The 23,349-nt window shown below is 33.0% G+C and carries 23 protein-coding genes and 2 pseudogenes; 4 read left to right on the top strand and 21 right to left on the bottom strand.

Annotated elements, in window-relative coordinates; translation table 11 throughout:
• Positions 1–158: 158 nt before the first annotated feature.
• Both M2M59_RS07385 and M2M59_RS07380 read right to left on the bottom strand, forming a co-directional pair.
• Positions 159–566 (bottom strand): hypothetical protein, encoded by a 408-nt coding sequence (locus tag M2M59_RS07385; protein WP_249775888.1) that lies wholly within the window; start codon positions 564–566, stop codon positions 159–161.
• Between the two features lie 121 nt (positions 567–687).
• On the bottom strand, positions 688–1,902 hold the full coding sequence (locus M2M59_RS07380) for a DEAD/DEAH box helicase family protein (protein ID WP_249775887.1): 1,215 nt from the start codon (positions 1,900–1,902) through the stop codon (positions 688–690).
• 379 nt (positions 1,903–2,281) lie between these two features.
• Between M2M59_RS07380 and M2M59_RS07375 the strand changes: the two genes are divergently transcribed.
• Positions 2,282–2,683 (top strand): ribonuclease H family protein, encoded by a 402-nt coding sequence (locus M2M59_RS07375; protein WP_249775886.1) that lies wholly within the window; start codon positions 2,282–2,284, stop codon positions 2,681–2,683.
• Between the two features lie 103 nt (positions 2,684–2,786).
• On the opposite strand, the gene M2M59_RS07370 is transcribed toward M2M59_RS07375, so the two are convergent.
• The 3 genes from M2M59_RS07370 to M2M59_RS07360 all read right to left on the bottom strand — a co-directional run bounded on the left by M2M59_RS07370 (position 2,787) and on the right by M2M59_RS07360 (position 5,284).
• Complete coding sequence (locus M2M59_RS07370) at positions 2,787–3,338, bottom strand: recombinase family protein (RefSeq protein WP_249775885.1); 552 nt, start codon at positions 3,336–3,338, stop codon at positions 2,787–2,789.
• A 219-nt stretch (positions 3,339–3,557) separates the two neighbouring features.
• Positions 3,558–4,232, bottom strand: a complete 675-nt coding sequence (locus M2M59_RS07365) for a deaminase domain-containing protein (RefSeq protein WP_249775884.1) — start codon at positions 4,230–4,232, stop codon at positions 3,558–3,560.
• Between the two features lie 443 nt (positions 4,233–4,675).
• Positions 4,676–5,284 carry a hypothetical protein gene (locus M2M59_RS07360; RefSeq protein ID WP_249775883.1) on the bottom strand — a complete coding sequence of 203 codons (609 nt, stop codon included), beginning with the start codon at positions 5,282–5,284 and terminating at the stop codon, positions 4,676–4,678.
• A gap of 719 nt (positions 5,285–6,003) precedes the next feature.
• On the opposite strand from M2M59_RS07360, the gene M2M59_RS16465 reads away from it, so the two are divergent.
• A complete protein-coding gene (locus tag M2M59_RS16465; protein WP_256467909.1) occupies positions 6,004–6,138 on the top strand; it encodes a hypothetical protein in 135 nt (44 codons plus the stop codon).
• Between the two features lie 19 nt (positions 6,139–6,157).
• Here M2M59_RS16465 and M2M59_RS07355 read toward each other — a convergent pair whose 3' ends face one another.
• The 8 genes and pseudogenes from M2M59_RS07355 to M2M59_RS07315 all read right to left on the bottom strand — a co-directional run bounded on the left by M2M59_RS07355 (position 6,158) and on the right by M2M59_RS07315 (position 12,169).
• Entirely contained in the window at positions 6,158–6,625 is a 468-nt protein-coding gene (locus tag M2M59_RS07355; RefSeq protein ID WP_249775882.1) for a hypothetical protein, read from the bottom strand.
• Positions 6,626–6,877: 252 nt separating this feature from the next.
• Positions 6,878–6,943: pseudogene (locus M2M59_RS07350) on the bottom strand (hypothetical protein); the annotation flags it as partial.
• A gap of 11 nt (positions 6,944–6,954) precedes the next feature.
• Positions 6,955–7,641, bottom strand: a complete 687-nt coding sequence (locus tag M2M59_RS07345; RefSeq protein WP_249775881.1) for a recombinase family protein — start codon at positions 7,639–7,641, stop codon at positions 6,955–6,957.
• A gap of 140 nt (positions 7,642–7,781) precedes the next feature.
• A pseudogene (locus M2M59_RS07340) lies at positions 7,782–7,952 on the bottom strand (DUF255 domain-containing protein); the annotation flags it as partial.
• A 485-nt stretch (positions 7,953–8,437) separates the two neighbouring features.
• Positions 8,438–9,568: an MFS transporter gene (locus M2M59_RS07330; RefSeq protein ID WP_249775879.1), complete on the bottom strand. Its 1,131-nt coding sequence runs from the start codon at positions 9,566–9,568 to the stop codon at positions 8,438–8,440.
• A 325-nt stretch (positions 9,569–9,893) separates the two neighbouring features.
• Positions 9,894–10,568, bottom strand: a complete 675-nt coding sequence (locus M2M59_RS07325; protein WP_249775878.1) for a VOC family protein — start codon at positions 10,566–10,568, stop codon at positions 9,894–9,896.
• Positions 10,569–10,903: 335 nt separating this feature from the next.
• Positions 10,904–11,698, bottom strand: coding sequence for a class I SAM-dependent methyltransferase (locus M2M59_RS07320; RefSeq protein WP_249775877.1), 795 nt, complete (start codon positions 11,696–11,698; stop codon positions 10,904–10,906).
• Positions 11,699–11,761: 63 nt separating this feature from the next.
• Positions 11,762–12,169, bottom strand: a complete 408-nt coding sequence (locus M2M59_RS07315; protein ID WP_249775876.1) for an NUDIX hydrolase — start codon at positions 12,167–12,169, stop codon at positions 11,762–11,764.
• Between the two features lie 180 nt (positions 12,170–12,349).
• Here M2M59_RS07315 and M2M59_RS07310 point away from each other — a divergent pair, with 180 nt between their 5' ends.
• Complete coding sequence (locus M2M59_RS07310) at positions 12,350–12,844, top strand: hypothetical protein (RefSeq protein ID WP_249775875.1); 495 nt, start codon at positions 12,350–12,352, stop codon at positions 12,842–12,844.
• Between the two features lie 147 nt (positions 12,845–12,991).
• Here M2M59_RS07310 and M2M59_RS07305 read toward each other — a convergent pair whose 3' ends face one another.
• From M2M59_RS07305 to M2M59_RS07290, 4 genes are all read right to left on the bottom strand, one after another.
• Positions 12,992–14,008, bottom strand: coding sequence for an NADP-dependent oxidoreductase (locus M2M59_RS07305; RefSeq protein WP_249775874.1), 1,017 nt, complete (start codon positions 14,006–14,008; stop codon positions 12,992–12,994).
• A 244-nt stretch (positions 14,009–14,252) separates the two neighbouring features.
• A complete protein-coding gene (locus M2M59_RS07300) occupies positions 14,253–14,585 on the bottom strand; it encodes an antibiotic biosynthesis monooxygenase family protein (RefSeq protein WP_150284257.1) in 333 nt (110 codons plus the stop codon).
• Positions 14,586–14,753: 168 nt separating this feature from the next.
• On the bottom strand, positions 14,754–17,189 hold the full coding sequence (locus tag M2M59_RS07295) for a bifunctional diguanylate cyclase/phosphodiesterase (protein WP_249775873.1): 2,436 nt from the start codon (positions 17,187–17,189) through the stop codon (positions 14,754–14,756).
• Between the two features lie 171 nt (positions 17,190–17,360).
• The gene (locus M2M59_RS07290) at positions 17,361–17,600 is read right to left on the bottom strand and encodes a hypothetical protein (protein ID WP_147193571.1); all 240 of its coding nucleotides are present in this window, start codon (positions 17,598–17,600) and stop codon (positions 17,361–17,363) included.
• A 129-nt stretch (positions 17,601–17,729) separates the two neighbouring features.
• Between M2M59_RS07290 and M2M59_RS07285 the strand changes: the two genes are divergently transcribed.
• A complete protein-coding gene (locus M2M59_RS07285) occupies positions 17,730–17,948 on the top strand; it encodes a hypothetical protein (RefSeq protein ID WP_249775872.1) in 219 nt (72 codons plus the stop codon).
• Between the two features lie 57 nt (positions 17,949–18,005).
• Here M2M59_RS07285 and M2M59_RS07280 read toward each other — a convergent pair whose 3' ends face one another.
• The 4 genes from M2M59_RS07280 to M2M59_RS07265 all read right to left on the bottom strand — a co-directional run bounded on the left by M2M59_RS07280 (position 18,006) and on the right by M2M59_RS07265 (position 23,298).
• Complete coding sequence (locus M2M59_RS07280; RefSeq protein WP_147193573.1) at positions 18,006–19,718, bottom strand: methyl-accepting chemotaxis protein; 1,713 nt, start codon at positions 19,716–19,718, stop codon at positions 18,006–18,008.
• A 211-nt stretch (positions 19,719–19,929) separates the two neighbouring features.
• Positions 19,930–20,829, bottom strand: coding sequence for a patatin-like phospholipase family protein (locus M2M59_RS07275; protein ID WP_249775871.1), 900 nt, complete (start codon positions 20,827–20,829; stop codon positions 19,930–19,932).
• Between the two features lie 87 nt (positions 20,830–20,916).
• Positions 20,917–21,729 (bottom strand): metallophosphoesterase, encoded by an 813-nt coding sequence (locus M2M59_RS07270; protein ID WP_249775870.1) that lies wholly within the window; start codon positions 21,727–21,729, stop codon positions 20,917–20,919.
• Between the two features lie 147 nt (positions 21,730–21,876).
• Positions 21,877–23,298, bottom strand: a complete 1,422-nt coding sequence (locus tag M2M59_RS07265; RefSeq protein WP_249775869.1) for a polysaccharide pyruvyl transferase family protein — start codon at positions 23,296–23,298, stop codon at positions 21,877–21,879.
• Positions 23,299–23,349: the final 51 nt, after the last annotated feature.

Genomic DNA, 23,349 nt, shown 5'->3' with positions numbered 1-23,349 from the left:
AATTCCTTATGGTAAATCCTGTTTTTATTTAATTATATATTAAGCATACTACTTGTTGTATAGATAACATGATAAAAGTTGACATTACAAATATCTCAACTGCTAAATTAGTATTCAAAAAAGCCATTAGACAATATCTAATGGCTCAAACAATAATATTAATCTACATCCTCATAAAGTAATCTTTCGTACTTACTATTATGCCTTTCATACCATTCAGTAAATTCCGAAGAACTCCATAGTTCATAATTAGGTAGGACTACTGCTAATAGCTCCTTTGAAATAATTCCAATCTTCGCTAAAGTAATCAGACCAAAAAACATGTTTAATTGTTTATTAGAAAGATCTACTTCGTTAATCTTACTTTCAAATAATTGCTTTTCTATAAGCTCTTCTAATTTAGATTGTATCTTTAGTAGAGCATTCAGCTGATCAATATATTCTATAACTTCCGTGTTTTTTGGCTTTATATTACCATTATCCTTTTTGAATATGTTGTAAATTCCTTCTATTTCAGGGTCTTCCATTCTTTTTACTTGGTCTAAAGACTTTTGATAATTTCCCACTTTTATCTTCCTCCTAATAATTGATAATTTAGTAAGAGTTATAACACCCTTACATATATATAACGAAGTTATATTTAAAATCAGACATCATTTCATAAAATAAAAATTCATTTCTCTATTTTTATAGATTATTATTGAGATAATCATTCAAGAGTCTTCTCATTCGCTTTGATGGGATATAAAGATTTATTGATTCTCCATTTCTTATCCTGCTACGCCAAATCCATTGGATAAGTTCAGATAAAGCATATAAATCTTGATTAACTGTTACTCCTCTCGAAATGAAGAAGTTTTTTTTATGCGGCTGCATAAATCTATTAATCGTATATGCTAATGCTACTTTTTCTTGATAATCATTAGTGGCACGTGCATTGTGTGACACAAAACCTTTAGAATATCCTTTTCCTTTTAATCTTGGTAAATCATCTTTAAAACATGTCCACATATTACTTTTTGAGGAAGTTTTGGAGTTATTCCTAAAATAGGTATATAAATTCATTTTCATTTTTTTAATAATCAACTTGTTTTTGTCCTTTGCATACCAAGTTTTTGATAAGCTATATTCTTCAGAACCAATGTCGTTTAATTTACCTTCGTATATTTTAATTAATGATTTAATATAACTTTTATCATATGGAAGTTTATCTTTATGATTGATTAGTTGGAAGTTTCCCATTTCATCCCTTAATATTGCCAAATATTCATACTCTAAATTGAATAAATCATAATAGTATTTTTGTTCCTGTGCTTCAAATAGGTATGTTAAAACAAATATTTCCTTAAATCCCTTGAACACTGCCACTGGAAAGGTCCAAAACAAGATTGTATTTTGAAAGTAATAAAGATTTTGTGAAGCAGCTAAATTTTTTATTTTATTGTATTCTGTATCTTGAAAATCTCCTTTCGTATTCCAAGTAATCATACCTGTATCTTCATTCACCAAAATCATTTTATTTTGAATTAACAATCTTAGATCGTCCTTTTTTAGATCAAACTGATCCACGACATTCATTACTTCATCTAATATCAAAGTATAATTACTAGCTTTTAATAGTTGTATAATTTGTTCATCCGCATTTTGAAATAGTGCATGGGTGCTAACGATATCACAATCATTTAAGATTAACTGCTTCAGATTATCAAGTTTCCCCTTACCTTTATTTATTGGTTCAACAAATTCCCTATTGAAAACTTCTCTTTTAATACGCTGTACTTCTGATAGAAATGGTGTAATATAGATAAATTTGTTATCCTTACTAGATTTACTCATATACTGTATAGCCCAGGAAGTTTTTCCGCTTCCCATAATCGAATCAATAATTTTTATATTTTCCATTCCGAATCCTCCCTCCATATACTTAACGGGAAAAGGAGTAAAAACAGACATCACAACTATAAAAGTGCTTAAATTGATTTTCATCCTTACTGCCGCAAGGGATTCAAGGTAATACTCTTAAAGGAAATATATCAAAAGTAGTTCTATATTAAATGAAGAAGGGCTAGTCACCCTTAAACCCACTTAGAACTAGAATCTGTACGGAATCTATGATTCCTACATCTTCTACATTCTAATATTTTGATTAACTTATTTCTAAATTTGTGTCCACTTGCTGGACACTAGCTGAAAGCTATTCATTATTTGTTTGTTGCACTAGTTGTAAGCTATTAGCTTAGTGTTTTATAATTCAACAAAATAAAAAATTAGGGTGGGTATCATGCTTAGAAAAACAGTTAATATTTATTTAAAAATTAAATTTGATTATCGAAGTTTAAGAAATTGTGGAATTCTTGTAATGGAATATAAAGGGATTTATAAAATAAGATACTTATGTATATTAGAAAGAACTTGTAATAGGGCGATTATTATTGCAGCTAAAAATGCTATTGACCTTTTAAAGGAACCATGTGAAGTTAATTTGTACCTTCAGACAAATATTGGTTTTAAATTTTTAGAAAATAATAAGAAGTGGCGTAATAGAGATTTAGGGGAAAAATTAATAGATGCTATTATAAAAGAAAGACATGTCGTTAATTTCATCGATTGCTCTATGCTTTCAGAAGGGATAAGTATTCAAAAAATGCTAGAAAGAAAATTAGCTTTATTTAAAATGTTTTAAATATGTAAAAAAGTGGAATATGTTTATGCTTTTTATGAATAAATTCTTTACAGATGGTTTGATTACTGATACTACCCCCTCCCACCCCTTATCCCCTACCTCCCTATCTAGTATCCTTTTTTGATCTGATAAGAGTGCTCTTTGAGATTCCTGTCATTTCTTCCACCTGTTTATATGAGTGTGTCTTCAGAAGTATTAAAGCATGATCTATTTGCTTCTTAGTATATTTTTTAGGTCTACCTTCTCTGTAATCTTCTCGCTGCTTAGCAATAGCTTTTCCTTCCTGTGTACGTTCTACAATCATATCCCTTTCAAACTGTGCAAATGCACTCATAACTGTAAATATTAGATTTCCAGTAGGAGTATCCTCAACCAAACCAATGTTTAATACGTGAACTTTAACACCTTTTTTAAATAACTTCTTAACAATTTCAATAGCATCAGAAGTCGAACGGGCAAACCTATCTAACTTTGTTACCACAAGCGTGTCACCTGTTTCTAAACACTCTAATAGAGTTGTGAATTGCGGTCTATCTGCTTTTGTTCCTGTAAACTTTTCAGAGTATATTTTCTCACAGCCCTCTTTTTTTAATGTTTGCAGCTGTGCTTCCAAATCTTGCGATAACGTACTTACCCTTGCATAACCGTATTTCATTATGTAATTTCCCCTTTAATTATGACACTAATTTTTGACACCTTCAAACACCTTGATTTTACTAGTCTTGAATGGTGGTGTCAATTCTTTTAAGTTATGACACTTAAAGATATAAAAAAAGACCGCCTATTTAGACAGTCCTGTTCTTGAATTAAAGAACCATTAAAATCGTTATTAAAGTAAAGCACTCTTTAATGGAAGAAGATTTATCGTTCATTTTTATTGAGATTCCTCACTGTCCTTGATGATGGATTTAATATTATCTTCACGCATAGCTGTTTCTTCTGAAATCTCAGCGATAGTTCTTCCTTCTTTATGAAGTCTGATAACTTCTTTGCGACTTCTATAAATATCCCATAATTTATCAACGATTTTATCGTAATAAACATAGATGTTAACTGATTTGCAGATACGTTGAAAATGAAGAATGGCCTGTAAGCAAAACTCGCAAGGCGTTTTCTCGGTATAAAGATGAAGATTTCCTGAAAACTCTGCCACATCAATACCCAATTCTTCTGCTTGCTGTATTATTTGCTTGTATAACTTACCCAAAATTTTTCGCTCTGTATCATGTTTCCGCCAATCGTCTGGATCAAACATACTAATTTCCATGTCATGTATCAAGAGTTCGTGACCTTCGTCAAGCAATACATACCCTGCTTCAGCACCCTTGTCTTCTTTCTTACTGATCTTGCTAAAAGCTTTGAAGGATGGCGAAATCCCTTCATGATTCTGTTTCATTCCAGGTGACATACGAAAAATAGCTATAGCTACATTACCTGAACCACTTTTTTCCTTCTGTGGATACCCGAAATTCACAAGTTCTTCTCTAAATTTTAGAACAGTATTCTGAAAGATCATCGCTATTTTTGCCTCACTACCAATTCCCGACATATCATCACTCCAATTTGTAAGCTAAAATCCTTCATTAACATAGCACATATAAAAAGAAAACATGCTTATAGATAATTCTTTAACTATCCTGCAAGTACTTCAAGTATAATATTTCACAGCCTCTTCTAAAGTTCAACTTAAATAGACTAGGAGCTGTTCAATAATATGTCCCCTTTAATGTCCCTTTAATGAAAATAAGCGCTGTTCCTTGTTACAGAAAAGCGCCCGATAGTTGAAGAAATACGTATCTCGGTATGATTGCACTTTTTTGTATCATTCATTATCTTTTCTGCTATAAGAAAGCTTTAAAAAATTCATACACATCTATGAGGGAATCCTGAAAAGGCAATGAACCGCATCCATATACCAAATTGTATTTCTCTTTCTAAAAGTAAAGGGAATATGCAGAAGTCCTTTTTCTAACCATTAATAGGGTCATTATTTTAATCTATTAGTGAAAAATCTTTTTCGATTTGATCAATAGTCCTATTAGTTATTTCTGCAATATATTTCAATAGGTCATCAGTTTTTTTAACATTATTGAGTTTTTTAAATTTCTCAACATGACCCTCAAAACCTTTAAAATATTCACTTTTATAATTTGGGTTGTTATAAATTTTAATAAATTCAAGATAATCTTTTGTAGACATCTTATCTTTAATTTGAATAAGAATATCATTCCAGTTTTTAATTCTCTTTTCATGAATAGGCTTTTTTACGCCACTTTCTTTTTTTTCCTCATTCTTTATCTGTTGAATAAATTGTTCAATTTCAAGTATATATTGAAAAAGTTCATTCCTATTTTGGCTATCTAATTCAGTTAGTATTTTTGTTTTATAAAGATTATAACGCTCTTTCCTATAATGCAATTTTCCTTCTGCTTTGTTTGATTCTTTTTTCTTTTCCCTATATTTTTTTATTGACTCTCCTCCAGCACCAAAAGTGCCTACCGTTGCAAATATCTCTTTGCGGTTGTCTTTAATAAATTTCCCTGCTTTTGGTCCATATTTTTTAAAGGCTTCTTTAATTGTTCCAATTGGTTTTCTAGACATATTTATCTCCCTTTAGTTAGTAAACAAAAAACACCTTGAAATGATATGTTTTTATGACATATTGATTAACTTCTATGGGGTTTCTTTTCTTCATGTACAGAGTCCATCCAAACTATATTCGACGTTAGAAAGACCGTTTCTATCTTGAATTAACCAGCCCGTTAGTTTAAGTACATTAGTTTAAGTACATTTTTTCACAATCTCACCTAATGTTAACATAAATATCAAGATTTTTTAAAAGTGTTGTTCAATTATATTGCGCGATTGTTGAACACAAGTTAGCAGCACTCTCCAATATTATTAAAGATGTCTCACCCTATAATTTGATAGTCTTTTAAAGACTCAGCTAATGTTAAATTGAATCCTGCAAACATAACTACCAAACCTTTGTAATATTTCAACTTAGGAATATTATATAATTATTACCAGATTTTATTGTAATCTTCGATTCATCGTTTCCTTTTGATTGGATGTTATCAAAATGTTCACAAGTTAAAAGAGATTTACAGTTTTTATCTCTATTAATGTAATATTAGCAACAGTTCATACCCTGCCCAATATTTAAGAACAAAACACTGTCGCACCAACGTTTCAGGTTGTTTTAAGAATTTTTTTACATGCCCAATACAGTTCCTTTTTTGTTGAGAATTAGATAGTCTGAAATTAATCGTTATTCCGTTATTTATATGAATACATAAATTCGGAAGGATGATTACAATATGAAATCAAATACGCCTAAAATATATGTCGTTGAAGTAAACCAACCAAACATTAATTTGATAGCAAAAGGAATACTAATAGCAACTAGGAACGCTAATCCACATAAAAAATTAAAAGAAGAAGATAGGGATTAAATCCTTACCTTCTTCTTTTTCATTCTTTCCAATATATCTCCAACCTTGGGTTCACATCTTTTCCTTTTGGATAATACCAAACTATTTTCTCTATGAAAGTCATTAACCCCTCGTTTAAATCTTCTTCAGATAAAAGCTTCCAGTCAGTTAGAAATACATTTAATCTATTAATAGTAGATTCGTTTTTCTTAACTTCTTCTTCTTCACTTATGTCTTTTAATTCCGCCAATTCTTTTTTTACATTATTTAATTCAATTGTGCGTTTACTTTTTCTTTCACGATATTCAATTATATCAATCTCATCTTCTTCAAAAAGTATTTGAATTTTATTTAATGCCTTTTCAACCATTTTAATATGTTCTTCTAACTGTAATAGCTTTATAGATTTAGTATCAACTAATGTATCATTTCTTCCATTATATTCATCTAATACCGCTTCTAATTGATGCTTTCTTTCGTTAATTCTACTTATAATTGTTTCCATCATTAGATAATAATTAAATCCCCGATTATTACAAGTTACACCTAGTGGATTTTTCTTTTTACAGGGCTGCAATACCTTTAAATTATTTCTATCCTTTCTAACACTAATGGCGTGTGCTTTACCACACTTATAACACTTAATAAGATTCGATAAGCCATGTTTCCGTTGTTTACCTCTAGGTGATAATTGTTTCCTTGCATCTAATTTCAGGTTTGCAAGATCCCAAGTTTCATCATCAATAATTGCTTCATGTGTATTTTTTCTAACAATCCATTGTTCTTTTGGTCTAACTTTACCCGTACATTCATTTCGTCCTTTAATTCTATTTGAAATTATCCAGCCTTTGTAACACTGTTGCCATGAAAATAGTTTCCCTTATTTGTACGGAAATTCGAATTGTTTAATTCAATGGCTACATTATCAACACCTAAACCATCAATCACCAATTGAAAAGCCATTTTAACACCTATGGCTTTGTTTTCATCTATTTCTAGTGTTTTCGTTAGGCGGTTGTAGATATATCCAAAATTAGGTACTCCATTTGACCATCTGCCTAACTTTGCACTGTCTTTTTTCCCTTTGCGAAGTTGCGCTCTAATGTTTTCATATTCCCAGTTATTTATAAACCCAGTAAACTTTAAAGCTTGCCAGTCTTCTTGGATATCCAAATTATATATACGTTCACCATCAGTTATAAATAATATTTCATTTTCCCTTAAAAACCGCATAAATTTAGGTGCTTCAGCATCATCTCTTGTTACACGCGCAAGATTTACAGACAATACTGCATCAAAGTAACCATTATGAAGTTTTTTTAACATTTTCTGATATTCAGGGCGATTTGAATCCATGCTGCTTTTAACTTCTTGAAATAATTCATATCCCCATTTATGCTTCTTTACAATATCTAATAACCTTTTTCTATGTTTTTGAAGTGTTTCTTCAGTTTCTTCGCCTTCATTATTTCTTGATTTTCTTAAGTAAATTGCAACATTCTTTATTCTTTCTATATCTTCCACTATATTTCCCACCTCTTAAATACACAAATCTTCGTCATTAAGTAATTTATCTATAATTACTAACGGATTTTTGGCCAATATCAGACAAAGATATCTGCGTATTTTCAAATTAATTGGTGGTTAGTCTAGCGAACATGCTACCAATGACAAGTCGAGTAGCCAATGCTAACAAGGACAGGCTTATCTTCCTCTTTAGCTACGGTAAAAGCCTCTTCTCCCCATGGATACCAGTTAACAGGATTGTATGCATGCTGTAGTAAGTAAGGAGAAGTCTCATTTATCAGTCTATTAGCTTTTTTCTCATTTGGCATTTTTATTCATCACTTCTTTCATATAAAAAATAGAGAGGCTTTGCCTCCCTTACATAAAGTCTACCCTAATAATCCTATCATTATTCGGTGCATATTTGTCTTCAATTCAATACTATCTACTGATTTCTTTAATGAGATATATGAAAATTAATTTCCAGTTTATTTATCAATGTTACAATCTATTTATATTTATAACTAGAGGTGTTATTATATGGACTCAACATATAATTAACACTTCTCATGGTACGTTTGAATTTTTCAAGATGGGAACAGGAGCTCCTTTATGTATTACTCATCAATATATAGAGTTTAATAACGCCTGTGCCCTTTTCACCCTGCTAGTTTAAAGTGAGAGTACAGGCTGAATTCTACATCCTATTAAAAAGTGAACTGTATTTAAATAGTCAATGATTAGTAAGATTATCTATATCATTATCAGTAAGCCTTATCAAACTATTCAATCCCTTAACGTAGATTTTCCTTTTTCAGTAGTTATTTTCTTTTCTCAATGAACTAAAACCTATCAAACCAATTGTTAGTATAATCCCTCCACCAGCCCAAAATACACTAGTTGTAGAAAGAATTGCTAGGATACTACTCATAATACCCAACGATACTGTGTCACTTGTATAATTAATAGATGATGATATACTAAACACTTTACCTAGAATATTATTTGGTACTTGTTGTTGGATTAATACAATTCTTCCAAGCCCTTCACTTGCCTGACCTATTCCAATAAGAATCGTTGCTAGATAGATCATAAAAATAGATGGTGATAAACCAATTACTAACAAACCACTTCCCCATAGGATAATACCTATATTAAAAATTATTAATGGATTAAGTTTTTTCAATGTACCAAGCATAATAGAAGTAGCAAATGCTGCTGCACCAAGTATACCTGTAATAATTCCGAAGGTTGAAATATCTTTCTCTAAATTTTTATCCAAATAAATAGGTAATCCCACACGCCACAACCCTGTATTTATCAGTATGCTTATAAATTGAACAAGTATAATAATAAGAATACTTCTATTTGACTTTAAATAAGCTAAAGTCGATTTAATTTCACTTACTGTTCCTTCTTCACTTTGACTAGTATTAAACTGAGGAACCTGATAGTTAATTAGCAAATGAAATACAGTCGAAATACTCATTAAAATGAATGCTAGAGTGAAAATGTGTATTTGATCAGTAAATTTAACAACTATTCCTACTGAAGCTGGGATTAGAATACTAGCACCACGTTGAATAGAATCTAATAGAGCGTTGCTTCTCTGTAATTTATTATCTGTAACTAGTTCAGGTAACAAAGCACGAAAACTTGGTTCTGAAAAGCAATTAAAAGTGCTAATTAGGCCGGCTGTACATATTAAAATAAAATAATTTAAAAATTCCCAAAAGAATAGTATTGGAATAGCAAGAATTAATATCGCAATAAGAGAATCAGATATTACTGTTATTTTCTTCTTATTCCATTTATCCGCCTTTACTCCACCATAAATACCAAAAACAATAAATGGTAACGTTTGCGCCATAATTATCAAAGACAAATAGAATGGTGAACTATTAGTCAGCTTTATTGTTAACCAGATGAGTTCCAGACTAAACAATGTTAAAGAACTTCATTTGAAGAGTCTTCCAAATAACAAAAAAGTAAAGTTTTTTTCACTTAGAATATCTTTATAGGGAATTTTCAATCGCTAGTATCCTTTCATTGAATAGGCTTTATTTGATAAATAGTATTTATAATTTCCCCTTCTTTCATTTGTAATTTGTATCCTACTTTGATCATCTATAGAATTAGCAAAGATTTGGTTTTTCCCTTCATAAACTGGAACTAAGGTATACAATATATTAGAAACTACTTCTGATGGTAAAAGTCTTATTGTCTATAAAGATGGTTCAAATATTATAAAACAGTACCGCTTACTATGATTATTCAATATAAAACTTATTGTAATCATTGACCCCAATATTAATTTTAGAATCTAACATTATATCTAAAGGAAACACAGTAGCTACTTTATTAGAGAAAAACCATCTTCTTTTCGGATTTACTAATAATAAATAGACTGGCAAATCTCCTTTTGTCATAAAAGATAATGTATTATCATTCGTTACTTCTTCTCCATCCCTTTCAACAATGGAAAGTCCTCTTAATTGTTTTGCAGCCTGCACTTTATCTTTAACAACTAAGCTTATTTCAGACATTTTTATAATATTTGCTGCAGTAAAAGGAACATTGCTCGATGGATTATCTAATCTTGCAATAAATTCTACAATGTTCCCCGATGGATCTTCAAAATATAAAGAATTTGCTTTTATACTTGCGAAATATACTTCATCTTGATCTTCTTCTTTTAAAAGCGTTACTTTTTGTTTAACCCATTCCTTAGCAGCTTGAAATTGATTTTTAGGGATATCAAATGCAAAATGGTAAAAAGGTTCTTCTGCCTCATGAAAATTGGTAAACTCAACTATTGTAAGACCAAATTTTATTTTAAAGCTACCATTTGTAACGATTTCTATAGGTAATTCTAGAATATCCCTATAAAATTTTTTCATTTCTTCTAGTCGCTTCGTCTTAAGTATTACTTGATTGATATTCAAATATTCTTCCTCCTTTCGATAAATAAAATATAACATTCTATATTTTCAAATAATATTAGACCTAAGACTGAACAAAGTCAGAAGAATATTCTTCATGCAAATTTTAATCCCGAAATAGATGACCAAATAAGAACATATAATTATCCAAAAGCAACTGGAGATTATGTAATGGTTGTAAATATTAAATAAGATCTAGGATAAGGTGAAATATATATGAAGAGTAAATATATGTAATTAATTTACAGAAATAAACTCTTCATACTATTTTGCTATGGAACAAGAGGTAAAAAAACAGTTCTTCTCTTTGTATTCCTAATTATTTGTAATAATTCGCCCTAAACCTTTAAGGCCAATTTAACAGAGATATTAATATCTTCTTCAAATAATCCTAAATTATTTATTTTTAATAATTCATTTCTGAGTTCATTTTCGAAGCCAGAAATATTGTCCCCTAAAAATCTTTTAGCGCCATATGAGGTTGAATATATATTCCCTAAAATTGAATCTACTGTCCAACGATATTTGTAAGAAGGTAGATTATGTATTTCTAACTTGAATTTAGAGTTTTCTATTATACTTGCATGACTTTTATCTGGATGAGCGTAAATTGTATTTCCAGCTTTTCTTTTATCTCCATACCATTTACTTATCACCTCTTTCACCTTATTTTCCCATAGAGTGAATTCTTTATTAGGAATATAGTTATCAATGATTGCTACTCCTCCTCCTGGGATAATAAGATTATATAATTTTTCTAACACCTCCTCCCTATTCATCCAGTGAAATGATTTTGCCATTGTTACTAATTTAATATTTGAAACACTCATTTCAGAAATAAAATGATGTAGATCACCATTAAAATATTCAATGTTTGGGATTCGAGCTTGTTCCTTAAATTCCTTTGCTTCATTTAGCATTTCATATTCCATATCGATACCAATTATTGATTCAAACCAATCATAAAGTCTAGAAGCTATTTCCCCAGTTCCACACCCTAAATCCAACATATTACCTTGACCATCTAGAGAAAACTTATTGACTAAAAATCTAAATAAATAAGACGGATAGAAAGGCCTAAACCTAGAATAATACCAGGCTGTTCCTTTGAATAAATCATCTCCATAATTCATAAAAATAACCTCCTTCGTTTCTCTTAATAAGGAAACCTCTTAACCACTAGGAGTTCCCTTGTATTATTTAGATGTATTGATATGTAAAGACTGAACCTTTAAAGCACATTCCTGAGGTCTTACATCAATAGACGATAATCTTTCTATATCCATCCACACAGGCAAGTACATTCCTCTATCTCTATTTATGTTAGTGTATTCTTCTCCTTGGCCAGTTCCTAAAGTGCCAGAAATGATTTCAGATAGAAAAAAATATTGAGTACCATCATATTCGACTTCTAAAATGCACTCATTAACGTTTACAATTACCCCTAATTCTTCGAAGGCTTCTCTTTTAGCTCCGTCTTTTGGTGTTTCACCATTCTCGATTCCTCCACCAGGGAAAACATAGTAAATAGAATTATCTCTAATTCTTTGAATGAGTAAAACTTTCTTATTTTCTAATATAACAACTGATCCTCTATCTCTCATAAATGACACACCCCTATCATTTATTATTTGTATTTAAACCATACATTTGTTCAGCGCATTTTTAACACATATATATGATTTTTTACCATTTTAATGTTAAACTCATGTAAGAAATTTTTTATAAGGATACTTACTCATAAGAAAATATTTTGTATCTGTTAATAGATAGAGGTGATCAAATTGAAAGATAAACTTAAATTAAGCATACTACTCTTATTTTGTATCATTCTAACCGCCTGTTCATCTACATCAAATTCAGACACTTCCCCCCCAAGTGTAAACTTAGCTAGTGCTTCTGGAGAAATTGTTTTAGGTATTGCACAAGTGGATTGGTCTCAAGATTCATCTGAAAATATGAAAGTTGATGATATTTTCAAATTTGCTGAGAAACAAGAGCAAAACAACTTACAAGCAGGAGTAGAAGAAAGTCTGGGGCTAACACCTGCGAATAAAAAATTTAAAAGCTATTCAGCTGAAGTAGAAAAAATAAATGTATCTTTCTATAAAAACAAAAAGTTATATGTTAAAAGAAGAGCAAATTTGAATCCCGAAATAGATGACCAAATAAGAACATATAATTATCCAAAAGCAACTGGAGATTATGTAATGATTGTAAATATTAAATATGATCTTGGTAAAGTAAAATATGTAGGAAGAGTACATATTTTTAACTAAGTGTCCGTTCCATTTTTCGGCTACATTAAATAGTATTAACTTTAACAGAGATATTAACTCTAGAGAAAGATTCACACACTCTATTATTTGTAAGCAAAAAGCATTCCCATCGATGGAATGCTTTTTGCTTACGAGAACCACTTATTATCAGTCTATTTCCGAAACTTTAACCAATTGCTTACCTAAATTTGCTCCTTTAAATAGGTCAAGAAACGCGTCAATAACATGGTCAAACCCTTCTACGATTGTCTCTTCGTATTTGAGCTTTCCTTCATTTAACCATGTTGCAAGTGCACTATACCCTTCTCCAATTCGGTCGGAGTAATCACCTAGTGTAAAACCTTTCATAAGGGCACTTGTTTTGATAAGTGCTGTTTGAACGCGAGGCCCCATATCCACTTCTACATCATTATAGGATGATATTGCTCCACAAACAGGAATTCGTGCAAATTTATTAAGAAGCGGGAATACAGCATCTGAAATGGTGCCACCCACATTATCAAAGTAGATGTCAATTCCATCAGGACATGCTTTAGCCAAAGCTGTTGGTACGTCTTCTTTCTTATAATTAATCGCTGCATCAAATCCTAGTTCATTCAATAAATAGTTGCATTTTTCATCTGTTCCAGCAATTCCTACGACACGTGTTCCTTTTATTTTTGCAATTTGTCCAACAGTCGAACCAACTGCGCCTGCAGCTCCAGATACTACAACAGTCTCCCCAGATTTGGGTTTCGCAATATCAAGTAGACCAAAGTATGCTGTTAATCCAGTCATGCCTATAATACTTAGATTAGCTGTGACTGGTGCTAAATTTTTATCAATTTTTTTTATTTCTTTCTCATTAACAACAGAATATTCCTGCCATCCAAGATTACCTAGTACTACGTCACCTTTCGAAAAACTTTCCGACTTAGAATCCACTACTTGGCCAATAACACCAGAAGTGATTACCTTATTTAACTCAAACGGAGCTATATATGATTTGGTATCCTGCATTCTACCGCGTAAATATGGATCAACCGAAATATAAGCTGTACGGATTAATACCTCCCCAGCTGAAGTTGTCCCGATTGGCGTATCAATAAAATCAAAGTCATCCATTTTCGGCATCCCAACAGGACGTTGTTTTAAAGTAATTTGTTTTTGCATTTGTTGATTCATATTCATCCTCCATTCAATTATTCAATATTTCATTCATATTGTTTTTTAATGCAATATTTTTACCATACGTTAAAATAAAAGTATACTCTTGTCCATTAAGAAGTCAATAAACGTGCTTTGGACATTGATAATCTCTAACTAATTTAAAAATTATCCTTCTAAAAATTTGTTATTCAATATTAACTCCTTATTGAAAAATCATATAAAAAAAGACACTCATTCGAGTATCTTCCTTTCGTTCTTGTTATTCAACAACTGTATAGTTACTATTTTCCATGCTAATAACATACTCAGGTTTTGGGGGCTTGCCGCCATGTTCTTTAATTTGCTTCTTATGGCCAGCAATATGCTCTGGACTTTTCTCCCAAGCTTTCCATGCCTCTTCTGAATCCCAACGAATAATCATCACAACTTCTTCTTCGCCACGCCGGGTATTTTTCAATAACAATTCTCTACTAATAAACCCTTCGCGTTGCTCAATTAATGAAGGTCCTTCACCCGGTTTTTTTGAAAAACGATCAATAATATTATTAGCATGTCCTTCAGTTAGAATCCATCTTCGTATTTGTACAAACATTTTTCCGCCCCAATTCTTCTGTATGATTTTTGCATCTTATTCATTTAGAAATTTTTATCTATCAACATTTTTAGTGTATACAAATGTATACATAAAGTCAAATGAATCTATGACTAGGATAATCATCTAGGTGAATAATAGAACAAATATAAAAACCGATTGAAAAGATCAATCGGTTTTATGCGCTTTATGATTTTCTAAAATATCTTGTAACTCATCTGCTTTCACAGGTCGGCTAAATAGGTAACCTTGGAATTCATGGCAGTCATTGTCGCTTAATAAAGAGAGTTGTTCTTCTGTCTCCACGCCTTCAGCTATCACATTTAATTTGAGGCTATGGGCCATATTTATGATAGTCTTTACAATCGCCTCGTCTTTTATTTCTTCATTTATATATCGAATAAAAGACTTATCAATCTTTAACGTATCAAGCGGGAATGAGCGTAAATAACTCAAAGAAGAATAGCCTGTCCCAAAATCATCTAAAGAAAGTTTAACACCCATTGCTTTTAGCTGTTCCATCACAGGGAGCGCAGATTTTGGATTTTGAACAATCGATTCAGTAAGCTCTAATTCAAGATTTTTTGCTGGCAATCCTGTCTCTGATAGTATTGTCTGGACAGTTTCAACGAAATCAGGTTGTTGAAATTGCCTTGAGGAAATATTCACGCTCATTCTTAAATCATCAAAGCCTTGGTCTATCCATTTTTTGGCTTGCTGTGAGGCAACTCGTAGAATCCAATAGCCCATCGGAATAATTAGACCTGTTTCTTCAGCGAGTGGGATAAAATCGTTTGGCGGAACCAGGCCAATTTCTGGATGATTCCATCTGATTAGGGCCTCCACTCCTGTCACCTTGCCTGTATCCACACCAATTTGTGGTTGATAATATAACTCAAATTCATGATTTTCTATAGCTTTTCGCAGACCTATTTCTAAATTCATTTTCTTCGCCATCATATTATTCATCTCAGCTGTGAAGAATTGATAATTGTTTTTCCCTAGCTCTTTTGCTCGATACATAGCTGTATCTGCATTTTTAATAAGAATCTCATGCTCCATTCCATCTGAGGGATACATACTTATACCAATCGATCCAGTAATAAACAATTCATGCTCGCCAAGTAAAAATGGACGGTTGAGTTTTTCCAAAATCTCTTTTGCCAAACTTACGACTTGTTGATGTGTAGTATGCGACATAACGATAATATATTCATCGCCCCCTTGACGTGCAAGCATATCTTTTTTTTGTATACATGTTTCCATACGTTTAGCTACTTCAATCAGAAATGCATCACCTACATCATGACCTAATGTATCATTGATATATTTAAAGCGATCTAAATCGATAAACAATACTGCTAGCATTTGACCGCTTATTGCAGCTTGTTCAATACACATCGTTAAATGCGTATTTAATAGCCTACGATTCGGTAAATTTGTTAGCGGATCGCGATAAACTAATTCCGTTATCTTTTCTTCTGTTCTTTTTCTTTCTGAGATATCGCGCAGAATGCCGCTGAAATATGTTTCATCCCCTTTTTTTAATGCAGAAAGAGACAATTCTAAAGGAAATTCCTCATTATTTTTTCGTAATCCTTTTAATTCTACCATTCGACCAATTACATGTGGCTCTTTTGTTCTAAGATAACGATCCATTCCTTTACGATGTGCTTCGCGATATTCCATGGGAATAATAATTTCAAGCTGCTTCCCAAGGACTTCCTCTTCTTTATAACCAAAAATGATTTCTGCTGCTTTATTAAAGGAAATAATCATACCCCTTGAATTACATAAAACAATAGCATCACTTGCCGTAAGAATTATCGACTGATATATGCTATCTTTGAACTCCAATTCAGTAGACGTTTGTTGAAAACGACGATCTAAATAAAAACCTCCGATAATACAAGCAAAGATGAACAGCATGCCGCCGGCTACTGTATAAGCTAAAACACCACTATCAATAGCTGTTCTCTTAAAATGGAGCATCTCATGGTTTGGTTTCATTTTCATTGCTGCCATTCCTGTGAAATGCATGCCTCCGATTGCACCCGCCATGACTACCGAGCTCATCCACTTTTGCAATTGCATCCCAACTGTTTTAGATTGGAAATAAAAAAATAAATATAAGGATACGACTGAAGCTGCAAATGCTATCAACCATGACAATAGATAAAGAATAGGGTCATATGAAATATCCATCCCCATATTCATCGCCTTCATACCTATATAGTGCATCGATACAATACCGGTTGTGATAAATAATGAACCTATTAGTATATAAATCTTTCTTTTAAGTCCTCGGCTAACAATTAGAAAAGCAACTGCACTTGCCAGGATTGCTAATATAAAAGATAAAGATACCCAAAATACACTATAGGAAACTGGCATAGGCAATTTAAGCGCAAGCATTGCAATAAAGTGCATTGACCAGATGCCTGCACCAAAAGTAGCAGCTCCTACCCACCACCATAGCTGCTTAAGCCCTCCTTTTAACGACATAAGCCTAATAATAATATTTAAGGCAGTGTATGAAGAAATTATTGCTATACCTACAGATAACGCTAAAAGGGCACTATTGTAATGTCCCATCATATTCATATATTAAATCCCTTCTGATAAAAAATTGTTTACTTGTCATAATAATCTATTTATATATGCTAAAATTACACTTTTTTATTATACAGAGTTTTTCACCTTTTGAAATCAAAATCAAATATTTTATATGTAAAGACAAGCAGCAATCATTTGCTGCTTGTCTTGTTTTCCTATTTAATCAAAGCTATCGCGCCAAGCTTTTTCAGCCGCTTTTTCTCTTTTTTCTTCTTCTTTCCGGTAAATCTCTGTTCGTCTGCGCTCATTTTTTTCTTGAAGATGTTCTAACTCTTCTTTCCCTGCAAATTCCATACTAATTTCTGCTTCTTGAATATTCTTCTTTGTATTTTCAATCATACTGTTAATTCGCGCGCTGCTATTTGATCTTCTGTGATTTGAATTATCCTGTTTTGCCATAGTTATCCTCCATTCAAGTGTGTTCACCAGTAGTTTGTTTTTGAATGGATAAGTTATACCTCTTTCGTTCTATTCTCTCTTAAGTCTTACATAAAATAAAAAGAGAATTTAGCAAAAAGGAGTGCATGAATGTATACAGTTCATTTTTTAGAAGGAAAAAACATAGTCTTAAGCCAACTTTTAAGGCAACTGCCAAAAGTTGGAGATGATTTGCGCATTAAAGGACGAAAAGGCAAAGTATTAGAGATTATATACAATAACGAAAAGTCGGTGAACGTTAATGTTCATTTTGAGGTGAAAAAGAAAGCTCCTGCTGTCGCTGTACAATTCGGAAAAAAGAAAAAGTAATTGTTGGATGCTATAGTTATGAAAGAAATCCCCCATTTATCTCAATGGGGGATTTCTTTATTCTTTCAATTGAAATTGCATTACATGGTTTTCAAGTTGGCATGCCATCTCATTGGTGGTACCTGAACGAGTGGATACTTCATCAATCCCAGCAGTCGTTTCTTCTGCAGCCGCAGAGATACTGTTCATCGTGTTTTCAATACCGCGAATGGAAGTTGCAAGTTCCTGGATCATCTCTGCTACATGCTGTGCCTGATCCGTTTCCTTTGCCATTAAATTAGATATTACCGTTGTTTCCTTTACAGTTTCAGCAACTGATACTGCTATTTCGCTTAATGCTGTGACAGTTTGACTAACCGTTTCAGCACCTTGTTCTATCTGCTTGGTATTGTCTTCTACTGATTCTAGGACATGTTGAATTTTTTTCATAATATCTTGTACGAGCTTTTCGACTTGTGATGCTTCGCCATCTGATTGTTCGGCAAGCTTACGCACTTCTTCTGCTACTACCGCAAAACCTTTTCCATGCTCACCTGCTCGTGCAGCTTCAATCGATGCATTTAGCGCCAGCAAATTTGTCTGGGAAGCAATACCCGAAATGCTTGTCGTAATAGTTTGGATTTGTGAAGCAGATTCGACTAAATCAGATATTGTCTGGCTTACTTCTTGGGAACCGCCCCTGATTCTCTCCATATCACGGCTGATTTCAATGGCACGTTGCTCACCTTGCTTGGCCACTGCCATTGTTTGATTTGATTTTTCTACAGTTTGATCAGCTCTTTGCTTCATTTCTATCGACTCTTCTGCAAGCGATATTAATACAGTCGAAGCGTTTTCTGTATGGTGCATCCCATCAGTTACAGCTATCGAGACGTCCTCTATATTATGCGCAACAATTTGTACGGCATTATTCATTTCAGTTAACGAACTTGCAGTCTCTTGCGCATTTTCACTCAACTGATGTGATGTAGTATGCATCGTGGCAATCATCTGTTCCAAATTATCGCTCACTTGATTTAGTGTTTGAGCAAGATCGCCAATTTCATCATTACTTTTAATCTGGTTATTGGCAACAGAAAGATTACCTGAAGCAATTTCTTTTGCCTGTGAGATTAATTGGGAAATCGGCTTCGTCTTACGGCGAATTAAGAAGAATGTTACGATTGCGGCTAAAAGCATAGGAATTATACTTACTAGAATTCCTTTACTCACCACACCCCATGTTCTCGTACTAACAATATTTGCATCAAAATCTATTACACTAACAGCAATAATTTCTTGCGTTGGATCATTATCCTTATAGATAGGGGCATAACCAGATAAACGTTTCAGCCCTCCATATGTATACGGCTCTGTATATGTGGAATGTTTCATACTAAGTAGGGTACTCATTGCACTTTTGTCAATGTGAAAGGAATCTCCCGTATGAAAACCCTTGTCCGTTAAATTTTGATCTAATGCTAGAATGTTTCCTTCTAAATCAAGGATATACTGTGATTCAAAAATATCCTTATGTGCTGTTGTCCAATTAAGCTGTTCACTGATCCGGTCCTTTGCTTCTTGATTCCCGGATAATGCTTGATTCACGTCTTCTGGTTTTATTAAACCAGTTGTAATATTAGCGCAGCCATACGCCTCTATGCCTGCCGCTTCATATAGTTTATCGTAAGCAGTTTTATATGTAGCGATTGAAGAAATCACCATCATCACAATCAATATACCAGCAATGATAGAACCTAGTTGAAAGGTTAATTTTCTTGTAAACTTCATAGTTGAATTTTCCTCTTTTCTATTAAACAGCCAATAATCATAATCAATTGGATAATTTCCAAATTTTATTATAACGAAAGTAGTGCTTAAAATATAGCTTTTATGTGAGAAAAGTTTGTGACAACTCATACAATTGTCTCGTTTTCATAAAAAAAGAGAGACTGGATTTCCCAATCTCTCATTTTTTTATATTTTATTTATTAAAATGCTGTTAATGTTGATAAGAATACATGCCACTCCAGCTTTTCAAGAAATCGAATGTGCGTTTCTTACCAATGTCAATTAATATTTCTTTCGTTTCTCCATCTAAAGAAAATTGTGTAGCGCTAAATTTCTCAACTGGTAAAAAAATAATATTTTTTTCATGTACACGGGAAATATAGCGCTCATCATGCGCATCCTTCATCGTCGCAAAAAGCGCCTCAAATAGCTGTAATCCATTTCGAATTTTATGTGGCTCCATATCCTTTCGTGAATTACTTAGCTTAATGCCAATAACAGGTCGCTCCTTATTGACCTCCTCATCAAACAGCCAGATTGGAAAATTGCTGAGCACACCACCATCTACAACAATAGATTCGCCTTGCCCAACATATAGTTTGACAGGCTCAAAGAAAAACGGAACACCACAACTCATTCTTAAAGCTCTCGAGACTAAAAAAGATCCAGGTTCTATATTATAAGTATTCAAATCATCTGGGAACACAATCATTTTTCCATTCGTTAAGTCGGATGCTATCAAGCGTAGCGAACCTTCTGGAAGATCACTAAACGTATAAATGCTTTTTTCTGACAACTTTTCATAAAACCATCTTTCAAGCTCTAACCCTTTGTAAATCCCCATTCGAAAATAGAGATTAATCCATTTCATGAAAGGTAGATTAAACATCATTTTTCTTTGATCCAGAAAAGTACTTACATCTAATTCATCAAGCATGGTTTCAATCTCATTTGCTGTATATCCGGCTGCCAAAAAACAGGCCACAATAGCGCCTGCACTGGTACCTGCTACACGATGGAAGTATATATCATTCTCTTCAAGCATTTGAAGAGCACCCACAAATGCAAAGCCTTTAATTCCTCCACCCGAGAAAACGCCATCAACTAGCAAAGTGCAGTCCCTCCTCATTACACTGTAATAGAAGGTAAGTGATTTTAGAACAAATAAAAAAAGATTTTCTTTAACAGAAAATCTTTACTAGCTTAAAAGCTCTATTACAACAATTTCGGGTCGATTAAACAGGCGAAACATTGACCCGCTATTTCCTAATCCACGAGAGATTACTTGAATCATATTGTCTGTTTTATGGACACCTTCAACCCTCGAAGGGAATAATCGATAGCTATGATCAATCAAACCACCGATAAACGGAATGCGGATAATGCCGCCATGTGCATGGCCATTGAATGTTACATCAACTCCATGCTCTGCATAAAGTTTATGGTGTTCTGGACGATGTGCAAGCAAAAGAATAGGTAAAGAATAGTCAATCCCAGCAAGCGCATTATCTAACATTACTTCTAGATCTTTCCCGCCTGCTGGGTCTTCTATTCCGGCGATTTGAAGATACTTGCCGTTATGGTGGAACAATTCATAATGATTAGCTAAGATATGAACGCCCATTTTTTTGAGATGATCGCGAAGGTCAAACCAACCTTCAATTAACTCTTCGTGATTGCCTGTTATGAAATAAACAGGTGCAATGTCTAATAAGGACTTTACTGTGTTAAGACCTCTCACTTCATTGAAAAAGAATCGGTCCACCAAATCACCAGTGATAAAAATTATATCAGGATTTTGACCATTCACATGATCGATTAGATGTCTTTGATTCTTTCCAAATCGGGCATGATGCAAATCTGATATTTGAACAATCCGCAATCCTTCCAATTCACTTGGAAGCTTGTTAACTCGAATCCTATACGTTGATAATTGGAGCCACTGCTGATTTAGATAAAGGAATCCTTCAATCAAACCAAATGCTGCCAAGAGTTTTAAAAAGCGTTTCATCTCTACTCAACCTTTCATGCATTATAGCACTATTGTTCCTCCTAAATAGCTGGACGAAACATGGCCACTATAGAATATGAAATTTCAGCACTTTCTATCACGGAATCGTACGGGTGAATTATTAATTTTAAGAAGCGCTTCACCAGTTTACTTCTTATTGCCAAATAACCCTGCTGCCTTTAATGCTAATTGTACTGATTTACGATTTAACGTAGCCTTTTGTATTTTCACTTCTTGTTGCAGTGTATTGATTTCTTTTTTAAGCTGCGGAATTTGTTTTTGAATTTGTTTTTGAAGCTGAGCAATTTTTTTTTCGCTTTTACTTTTTTCAACAGCTTTTTCTTGTTCAAATATTCCTGCCCATCGTCCAATCAATTCTTCATGTGAACATGCAACAAATGATTTGACTGCAGGGTAATAATCTACCTTTTCAATTCTTTGATCGAATACTGTATTTTTTACATTTGGATCTTCTTTAAATACATGGTCAAGCCCATTCTCATTCAAAAAGCTTATATAGCGATCAAAGTTTTCTGGCGCCCTTTTACTAACTTTTTGGAAATCTGCTTTCTCCACTACATCCAAAATATTAGTATTATCATCTATATCATTGGCCCATAAATAAGTGAAATCATGATATTCCGCAAGTTCTCTCATACGGCCGTCCTTAGGAATGATAATGCTTGGAGTTCCAGCTAAGATTGCTGCTACATTACCATGAAGACGAGCTCCAAAGCTTAGGTCAGCTTGTCCGACAAACTCAAGCCAGGATGGAACATTCGTAAAATAACGGACACGATCTTCTTGATATAGTTGATGTGCTACTTTATAAGGGAAGTTTGATCCTTTACCAGGCAGGTCAGGTCCGCCTAAATAAATCATTCGAAGTTCCCGGAGCCATTGTGGAATATAATAGTGGTCAGGGAAAGCGTGGGCACTGCGGTCAATAAAGTCTAAAACATGTTTAGGAGATTTTGGCGAGTTATTAATCGTTACCATTGAATCCTGCGTGATTGTAGTATTGCGGATCGGCAAATCTCGACCAAAACCAAACATTGATGGGCAACCAATTACTGTATGGTCTTTCCCTTCTGTAAATCCTAATTTGGTTAAATATCGTGCAGTAATATCGCCTCGGACACCAATAATCGAAGATTTATTAAGAACTGCTTTTACAAAATCCTTAACGTCTTGATCAAATTCAAACGACTGATCTAGATTTGGTTCAAAATCAATGCTAAGCCCTACCCCAATTACATAGACAGGTATCGTCAAGCGATTAATCAATTCGGCATATTTCTTAAGTTTCGGTGCGAAGCTTGGTCTGAAAGCATCCGCAAGCGGTATAATATAGCCATCATAATTTGCATTGATATAATCTGCTCTATTTGGATTGATTTTATAGTAATCAGGCGTCAATTTGACGTCCTCTGTAGTTAATGTTCTGAAAATACTATAGGCATACACTAGATTCCCAACGTTGCTGCCAATCGAATTATGGACAATTTCATAAGCCGGAGTAAAGTTTTCATAAGGAGACATACCAGCTCTTATTAAATAATGTTTCATTCTTTTCTCGATCTTCCTTTCAAAAATATGCATTATTCGACATGTTTACTA

This window comes from Rummeliibacillus sp. G93 (assembly GCF_023515935.1).
GTDB classification, from domain to species: domain Bacteria; phylum Bacillota; class Bacilli; order Bacillales_A; family Planococcaceae; genus Rummeliibacillus; species Rummeliibacillus stabekisii.
This window is presented reverse-complemented; position numbering and strand designations above follow the sequence as displayed.